The organism is Bradyrhizobium sp. STM 3843, assembly GCF_000239815.1.
Lineage (GTDB): Bacteria > Pseudomonadota > Alphaproteobacteria > Rhizobiales > Xanthobacteraceae > Bradyrhizobium.
This window is the reverse complement of record NZ_CAFK01000181.1, coordinates 1-7,434: the sequence shown is the minus strand read 5'-3', so window position 1 is coordinate 7,434 and position 7,434 is coordinate 1. Positions and strand designations below refer to the sequence as shown.

At 65.5% G+C, this 7,434-nt stretch carries 7 protein-coding genes and 1 pseudogene; 4 read left to right on the top strand and 4 right to left on the bottom strand.

Going from position 1 to position 7,434, the window contains the following annotated elements; genetic code table 11:
- Positions 1–277 precede the first annotated feature (277 nt).
- The gene (locus BRAS3843_RS19205; protein WP_035982185.1) at positions 278–1,483 is read left to right on the top strand and encodes a penicillin-binding protein activator; all 1,206 of its coding nucleotides are present in this window, start codon (positions 278–280) and stop codon (positions 1,481–1,483) included.
- Between the two features lie 2 nt (positions 1,484–1,485).
- Here the strand turns inward: BRAS3843_RS19205 and hemW are convergent, their stop codons facing one another.
- The 3 genes from hemW to rph are packed head-to-tail and all read right to left on the bottom strand — an operon-like array spanning position 1,486 to position 3,984.
- Entirely contained in the window at positions 1,486–2,643 is a 1,158-nt protein-coding gene (hemW, locus tag BRAS3843_RS19200; protein ID WP_008970662.1) for a radical SAM family heme chaperone HemW, read from the bottom strand.
- The gene (rdgB, locus tag BRAS3843_RS19195) at positions 2,630–3,265 is read right to left on the bottom strand and encodes an RdgB/HAM1 family non-canonical purine NTP pyrophosphatase (RefSeq protein ID WP_008970661.1); all 636 of its coding nucleotides are present in this window, start codon (positions 3,263–3,265) and stop codon (positions 2,630–2,632) included. Before rdgB ends, hemW begins: the two co-directional genes overlap by 14 nt.
- Before the next feature lie 5 nt (positions 3,266–3,270).
- On the bottom strand, positions 3,271–3,984 hold the full coding sequence (gene rph / locus BRAS3843_RS19190) for a ribonuclease PH (RefSeq protein WP_008970660.1): 714 nt from the start codon (positions 3,982–3,984) through the stop codon (positions 3,271–3,273).
- A gap of 148 nt (positions 3,985–4,132) precedes the next feature.
- Between rph and hrcA the strand changes: the two genes are divergently transcribed.
- The gene (hrcA, locus tag BRAS3843_RS19185) at positions 4,133–5,221 is read left to right on the top strand and encodes a heat-inducible transcriptional repressor HrcA (protein WP_008970659.1); all 1,089 of its coding nucleotides are present in this window, start codon (positions 4,133–4,135) and stop codon (positions 5,219–5,221) included.
- Positions 5,222–5,355: 134 nt separating this feature from the next.
- Positions 5,356–5,979, top strand: a complete 624-nt coding sequence (gene grpE / locus BRAS3843_RS19180) for a nucleotide exchange factor GrpE (RefSeq protein WP_008970658.1) — start codon at positions 5,356–5,358, stop codon at positions 5,977–5,979.
- A gap of 82 nt (positions 5,980–6,061) precedes the next feature.
- On the opposite strand, the gene pncA is transcribed toward grpE, so the two are convergent.
- On the bottom strand, positions 6,062–6,778 hold the full coding sequence (pncA, locus tag BRAS3843_RS19175) for a bifunctional nicotinamidase/pyrazinamidase (RefSeq protein WP_008970657.1): 717 nt from the start codon (positions 6,776–6,778) through the stop codon (positions 6,062–6,064).
- 383 nt (positions 6,779–7,161) lie between these two features.
- Between pncA and BRAS3843_RS19170 the strand changes: the two are divergent.
- Positions 7,162–7,434, top strand: a pseudogene (locus tag BRAS3843_RS19170) (hypothetical protein); the annotation flags it as partial.

Here is a 7,434-nt window from a genome sequence, read left to right as displayed (position 1 = left end):
CTGCGGCCGTGTTGCCGTCGTCGGCCGGTGTGTTCGGGATTGCCTTTGCGCCCATCACGTCAATCTAGAGGGTGGATCCGGCGAATGCCACCCGCGTTCACGACGTGCCGCGGTCGCCTAAATGGGCCGCAAAACGGTGAATTCGACCAGTTGTGGGGTCCTCTAATCCTTTTGTTTTGGTTAACCATTCGCCGACAATATGCCTGAATCCACCCCCCATGTCAGTGCGGGGGGCAGATCAATCCTGGCCGGTCTCCGGCCAAGCTGAAGAGATGCCATGGCAGGCCCGCTTGATCCCAACTCAGCCGCTTCGAGGCCGGAACCTACCCGGATTGGTCGGCGAACGGCGTTGGGTCTCCTTCTCGGCGCGCCGTTGTTGTCGGCGTGTTCCAGCGTGTCCAATCCGTTCGAGCAGGCGGGCCCCGCCGGCCCGCCGCAGCAGCCGACCGTCGCAGGCAATGGCCAGGTCAAGGTCGGCATGATCCTGCCGCTTTCCGCCGCCGGCAATGCTGGGGTAGCCGCGCAGTCGATGCGGCATGCGGCCGAGATGGCGCTGGCCGAGTTCCAGAACCCCAACATCCAGCTCCTGATCAAGGACGATGCCGGCAGCCCGCAAGGTGCACAACAAGGTGCACAGCAGGCCTGCGACGAGGGCGCTGAGATCATCCTCGGACCGCTGTTTGCCGGGTCCGTGCCACCGACCGCGCAGGTGGCCCGGGCGCGCAACGTCTCGGTGATCGCATTCTCGACCGATTCCAGCGTCGCCGGGCGCGGCGTCTATCTCCTGAGCTTTCTTCCCGAGTCCGACGTCAACCGGATCGTCGAATATTCCGCCGGGATCGGCAAACGATCGTTCGCGGCGCTGTTACCAGACAATGCCTATGGCACCGTCGTCGAAGGTGCCTTCAAGTCCGCGATCAGCCGCAAGGGGAGCTGCCGCATCGTCGCGTTCGAGAAATATTCCGGCGACCGCACCGCATCAGCACGGGCCGTCGCACAGTCGCTCGGTGGCGCTGATACGCTGTTCCTCGCCGACGACGGCGACGCAGTCGTTGCCACCGCCGACGCGCTGACGGCCGCAGGCGCAAATCTGCGCAATATTCAGCTGGTCGGCACCGGGCTATGGGACAATCCGCGCGTCTATGGGAGTGCGAGCCTGCAGGGCGGCCTGTATGCCGCGCCGGATCCGTCCGGATTCCGCGCCTTTGCCGGCCGCTATCGCACGCGCTTCGGCTCGGAGCCGGTGCGCACCGCGACGCTTGCGTATGATGCGGTGGCGCTGGTGGCCGCGCTGGCGCGGACCCAAGGCCCGCAACGCTTCGCGCCTGACGTGCTCACCAACGCGTCCGGCTTTGCCGGCATCGACGGCCTGTTCCGCTTCCGCACCGATGGCACCAATGAGCGCGGCCTTGCCGTGATGCGCGTCGCCTCCGCCGGCGGCCAGGCGGTTGCGGGGTCACCGAAGAGCTTTGGCGCGACCTGAGCTCAGGCGGCGAGATCGGCCACGACCGCGTCGAGCACGGGGAAACCCTCCTGCGTCACGCGCAGCCGGCCGTCGGCATCGACCATGATGGCGCCCTCTTCGCGCAGCAGCGCAATCCGGCGCGGATCGAGCGCGCGGCCTGAGATCGCAGCATAGCGCTTGGGGTCAATGCCCTCGGCGAGCCGCAGCCCCATCAGCAGAAATTCGTCGGCGCGTTCCTCGCGGTTGAGCGTGTCATCGGTCATGACGCCGTGGCCGTTGGCTTCGACACGCATCAGCCAGGCTTCCGGCCGTCTGTCGGTCGCCGTGGCATATCTGACGCCGTTAACGTCCAGGCGGCCGTGCGCGCCGGGTCCGATGCCGGCATATTCCTGGCCGCGCCAATAGACCAGATTGTGCCGGCATTCCGCGCCCGGCCGGGCGTGGTTGGAGATCTCATAGGCCGGCAGGCCATGACGACTGCAGATCTCCTGCGTCACGTCATAAAGTGCGCGCGCCAAGCCCTCATCCGGCGTCTTCAGCTTGCCGGCGGCATGCAGGCCGAAGAACGGCGTGCCCTCTTCGATCGTGAGCTGATACAGCGACAAATGTTCGGCCGCTTCACCGATCGCACGCTCCAGCTCCCCCGACCACATTTGCGGCGTCTGATCGGGACGGGCATAGATCAGGTCGAAGGAGTAGCGATCAAAGGCAGAGCGGGCGATCGCGACCGCCTTCATCGCCTCGTCGGCCGTGTGCAAACGGCCCAGCGTTTTCAGCGATGCGTCGTCGAGCGCCTGCACGCCGAGCGAGACGCGGTTCACCCCGGCCGCGCGATAGCCGGCAAAGCGCGTGGCCTCGACGCTGGTCGGATTCGCCTCCAGCGTCACCTCGACACCATTGGCAACGTGCCAATGCTTGCCGATGGCTTCGAGAATCGCGCCGACCGTCTGCGGCTGCATCAGCGATGGTGTGCCGCCGCCGAGGAAGATCGAGGTGACATCGCGCGGTCCGATGCGTGCGGCCGTGGTCTCGATCTCGCGCGCAAACGCGCGCGCGAACCGCTCCTGGTCGATCGCGACGTGCCGGACATGGCTGTTGAAGTCGCAATAGGGACATTTCGACAGGCAGAATGGCCAATGCACATAGACGCCGAATGCGGATGCGTCAGCGCCGGTCAAGGCAGATCTCCGCAAGTTTCACGAAGGCGCGGGCCCGGTGCGACAGGCCGAGGCCGAGCGGCGGCAAGCCGTGCTTCTCGACCGCCGTCATCTCGCCAAACGTTCTGTCATGGCCATCGGGCTGAAACATCGGATCATAGCCGAAGCCAGCGGTGCCGCGTGGCGGCCAGACCAGGATGCCGTCGACGCGCGCCTCGACCTCTTCGATATGGCCGTCGGGCCAGGCTACGCAGAGCGCGGAGACGAAATGCGCGCGGCGCTGTTCCGGCGTGGTCGCGCCCCGTTCCTGCAACAGCCGTTCGATCCGGGTCATCGCGGCGGTGAAGTCCTTGCCCGGTCCTGCCCATCGCGCGGAGTAGATGCCGGGTGCGCCGTCCAGCGCCTCGACCACGATGCCGGAATCATCGGCGAAGGCCGGCAGCTGCGCGGCGTTTGCGGCCGCGACCGCCTTGATCCGCGCATTGGTCTCGAAGGTCTCGCCGGTCTCGTCCGGTTCGCCGAGCCCGAGCTCGCCGGCCGAGACGGCCTCCACCCCATGCGGCGCCAACAGCTCGCGCATCTCGACGAGCTTGCCGGGATTGTGGGTGGCGATGACCAGACGGCCTTCGATTGGGCGATGCATCTTGTTTAGGCCACCGCGAGCTTCTGCAGGTCGACCAGCCGCGCCACGCCCTTGCGCGCCAGCGCCATCAGCGACAGGAATTCGGCTTCGGTGAACGGGGTCTTCTCGGCCGTGCCCTGCACCTCGATGATCCGACCGTCGCCGGTCATGACGAAATTCGCGTCGGTCTCGGCCTCCGAATCCTCGGCATAATCGAGGTCGAGCACCGGAGTGCCGTTATAGATGCCGCAGGAGATCGCAGCGACATTGGCGCGCAGCACCTCGGCTTTAAGCATATTGCGGGTTTTCATCCATTTCACGCAGTCGGCGAGCGCGACCCAGGCGCCGGTGATGGAGGCGGTTCGGGTCCCGCCATCGGCCTGCAACACGTCGCAATCGACCGTGATCTGGCGCTCGCCGAGCGCCTCGAGATCAATCGCGGTTCGCAAGGAGCGGCCGATCAGGCGCTGAATCTCGACCGTACGGCCGTTCTGCTTGCCGGCCGAGGCCTCGCGCCGGGTCCGCTCCAAGGTCGCCCGCGGCAGCATGCCGTATTCCGCCGTGACCCAGCCGCGACCCTGCCCCTTCAGCCAAGGCGGCAGCCGATCCTCCAGCGTGGCGGTGACCAGCACGTGGGTGTCGCCGAACTTCACCAGGCAGGACCCTTCGGCATATTTGACCACGCCGCGTTCCAGGCTGACGGTGCGCAGTTCGTCCGGTGCACGGCGGCTCGGCCGCATGGAAATCCTCCGAAGCAGGGGAATGTCGGAATGCCCGGGCCTTGTAGGAGGGGCAAACGGGACCGGCAAGGCTTTAATCGCGCCGCCCAACCGCTTGCCACCGGGCCGCCGCATGGACAAATTATGGGCAGTTGAGAGGGAGTATTTGGTGGCCCAGCACGATCCGATCAACCTGATGACGCCGCCGGCCGGGCTTGCGCAGCTCAACGAGCGCTCGCGGGAGATTTTCCGGCAGATCGTCGAGAGTTACCTGGCGACCGGCGAGCCGGTCGGCTCGCGCAACATCTCGCGCCTGATCGCGGTTCCATTGTCGCCGGCCTCGGTCCGGAACGTCATGGCCGATCTCGAGCAGCTCGGCCTGATCTTTGCCCCCCATACCTCCGCCGGCCGGCTGCCGACCGAGCTCGGCCTGCGCTTTTTCGTCGATGCGCTGATGCAGATCGGCGACATGACCGAAGCCGAGCGGCAGTCGATCCAGAGCCAGCTGGCATCCGTGGGCCGGGCTCAATCGGTGGAGGCGGCGCTGGACGAGGCGCTGACCCGGCTCTCCGGCCTGACGCGGGCCGCCGCCGTGGTGCTCACGGCCAAGTCCAATTCGCGGCTGAAACACATCGAATTCGTCCGCCTGGAGCCGGAACGGGCGCTGGTGGTGCTGGTCGGCGAAGACGGCCAGGTCGAGAACCGGGTGCTGGCCTTGCCGCCTGGGGTTCCGTCCTCCGCGTTGACCGAAGCCTCGAATTTCCTCAATGCGCGGATCAGGGGGCGGACGCTGGCCGAGGCGCGGCTGGAGCTCGAGACCGCACTGGCGCAGGACCGCGCCGACCTTGATGAACTGACCCAAAAGGTGATCGCCGCCGGATTTGCGAGCTGGTCGGGCGGCGACCATGACGACAGGCAGCTGATCGTTCGGGGCCACGCCAACCTCCTGGAGGACCTGCACGCGCTCGACGATCTCGAGCGGGTGCGCCGGTTGTTCGATGATCTCGAAACCAAGCGCGGTGTGATTGACCTGCTCGGCCGCGCCGAACATGCGGATGGGGTCCGCATCTTCATCGGCTCGGAAAACAAGCTGTTTTCGCTGTCGGGATCTTCGACCATCGCCGCGCCATATACTGATGCGACAGGTCGCATCGTCGGAGTGCTCGGCGTGATCGGTCCGACGCGTCTGAATTATGCGCGGGTGATCCCGACGGTCGACTACGCCGCGCGTCTGGTCAGCCGGCTGCTCGGTGGCTGATCGCGGGCAACAATGTACCAAACCTGCCGGCCTTTCGCCGGTGTGGATCATGCTGTGCTTGATTTTCGGTGCCCAAAGCACGATATCCCGGCCGGCACACCACCCTTCCTGTTGATTTTGCGAGAAGTCTGTCCATGACCGATCCCGACCTGCAGAACAATGATCCGGCGAACCCGGGGCAGGCCAGCGAACCCGTCGTCTCCAAGCCCTATGTGATGCCCGACGATCCCGAGCCGGGCTCGGCCGAGGCATTGGCCAAGGAGGCCGCCGAGGCGCGGGACAAGATGCTGCGCACGCTGGCGGAGATGGAAAATCTGCGCAAGCGAACCGCGCGCGAAGTGGCCGATGCGCGCATGTACGGCATCACCGGCTTTGCCCGCGACGTGCTCGATATCGCCGACAACCTGCAGCGCGCGCTCGATGCGGTGCCGGCGGAAGCCCGCGCCGCAGCCGATCCCGGCCTGAAGGCGCTGATCGAAGGTGTCGAGCTCACCGAGCGTTCGCTGCACAACACGCTGGAGAAGAACGGCGTGAAGCGGCTTGATCCGTCGGGCCAGAAGTTCGACCCGAACTTCCATCAGGCGATGTACGAGGTCCCCGATCCGTCGGTGCCGTCAGGCACGGTGGTTCAGGTGGTTCAGTCCGGCTACACGATCGGCGAGCGCGTGCTGCGGCCGGCGCTGGTCGGCGTGTCCAAAGGCGGCCCGAAAGCTGCCCCCAGCGCGGCAAGCACGGACGAATCGAACGGCGCGTTCTAGTCTCGGTGCACACGACGAAGATTTGAAAGGGTCACGGATATCGTCCGTGGCCCTTTCTTCTTGAGATCAGTTCGGCGGAGTTTCAGGCTGCGATATCGGCGGATTGGATGCGCTTGACGCCCGCCTCCGCCATATCGGCCCAGGCCTTGGCGAGCGAACCCTGGGTGTCGATCCCGCGGCACGCGTCTTCCACGACGAACGTCGTAAAGCCCGCCTTCCGCGCATCGAGCGCGGTCCAGGCCACGCAGAAATCTGTCGCAAGGCCCGCCACGAAGACACTGGTGATGCCGTGCGCCTTCAAATAGGCGGCCAAACCAGTGGTGGTCTTTCCATCCGCCTCCGTGAATGCCGAATAGCTGTCGACGTCGTTGTGGTAGCCCTTGCGGATGACGAGCTCGGCCTGCGGGATCGCGAGGTCCTTCGATAGCGCGGCGCCGTCGGTGCCTTGCACGCAATGGTCCGGCCACAGCACCTGCTTGCCATAGGCGAGATCGATCACCTCGAACGGCCTCTTGCCGGAATGCGTCGATGCAAATGAGATGTGGGCCGGCGTATGCCAGTCCTGCGTCATCACCACGTTCGTGAACGCCTTGGCGATCCGGTTGATCACCGGGACCACCTGTTCGCCGTCCTTGACCGCCAGGCTGCCGCCGGGCAGGAAACAGTTCTGCACGTCGATCACCAGCAGCACTGAGGCATCATCCGGCTTGATCGCGTCGGCCGCCCACACCTTGTCAGCGGCGAGCGTCGCAAGCGCGGAAATCCCAAGACCCCGAACAATCTGCCGTCGGTCCAACATGGCGCTCCCCTCTCGTTGGAAAGCGACAGCAAACCAGCTTCACACGGGAGCGTAAAGTTCGATTTGGCGGCAACGCCGGCTGCAGCGAGCTCGATCCGGCTAGTTGGCCGGCGGCTTCGTTCCGTGAATTCTTACCGTGCCGACATCGCCGGCCGCCGCATCCAAAAATCACGCTTTAACCAACCCCCGCTAGGGTGGCGGATCTGACATTCGCTTCGGTACGCCGCGCCCGGGCCAGGCGAATGTCAGATCCAAAGCCGCGTTAGCGACTTGATTCTGCTCGTATCCTTCGACTCTGGGTTCATAAGCGGACCAGCGGCGAACCGATACGAAGGTCAGAGTCGGGACACCAGCGCGGAACGATCCCCTTGAAGGACCGATCCATGAGCTCGGAAATAGAAGCCGCATCCCGCCACGCGCTGGCTCAGGCTGGTCGCGAACGGCTGGTATGGACGCCGTGGTTTTTGATCGGCGCTGTGTTCGTCCTCGCGATCCTGATGCGACAGGTCGTTCCCTTGAATACCGACGTGAGCTGGCTTCTGGTGGTCGGCGAACGCATGCTGGACGGCCAGCAACTCTACCGCGATATCGTTGAGATCAATCCGCCGATGGCGGCCTTCGCCTACTGCCGGCGTCGCGCTGGGCGGCGCGCTCCA

Excerpts from the sequence above, each read along its gene's own strand:
- BRAS3843_RS19205 (WP_035982185.1), top strand. The coding sequence starts at position 278 with ATGGCAGGCCCGCTTGATCCCAACTCAGCCGCTTCGAGGCCGGAACCT.
- rdgB (WP_008970661.1), bottom strand. The coding sequence starts at position 3,265 with ATGCATCGCCCAATCGAAGGCCGTCTGGTCATCGCCACCCACAATCCC.
- rph (WP_008970660.1), bottom strand. The coding sequence starts at position 3,984 with ATGCGGCCGAGCCGCCGTGCACCGGACGAACTGCGCACCGTCAGCCTG.
- grpE (WP_008970658.1), top strand. The coding sequence starts at position 5,356 with ATGACCGATCCCGACCTGCAGAACAATGATCCGGCGAACCCGGGGCAG.
- pncA (WP_008970657.1), bottom strand. The coding sequence starts at position 6,778 with ATGTTGGACCGACGGCAGATTGTTCGGGGTCTTGGGATTTCCGCGCTT.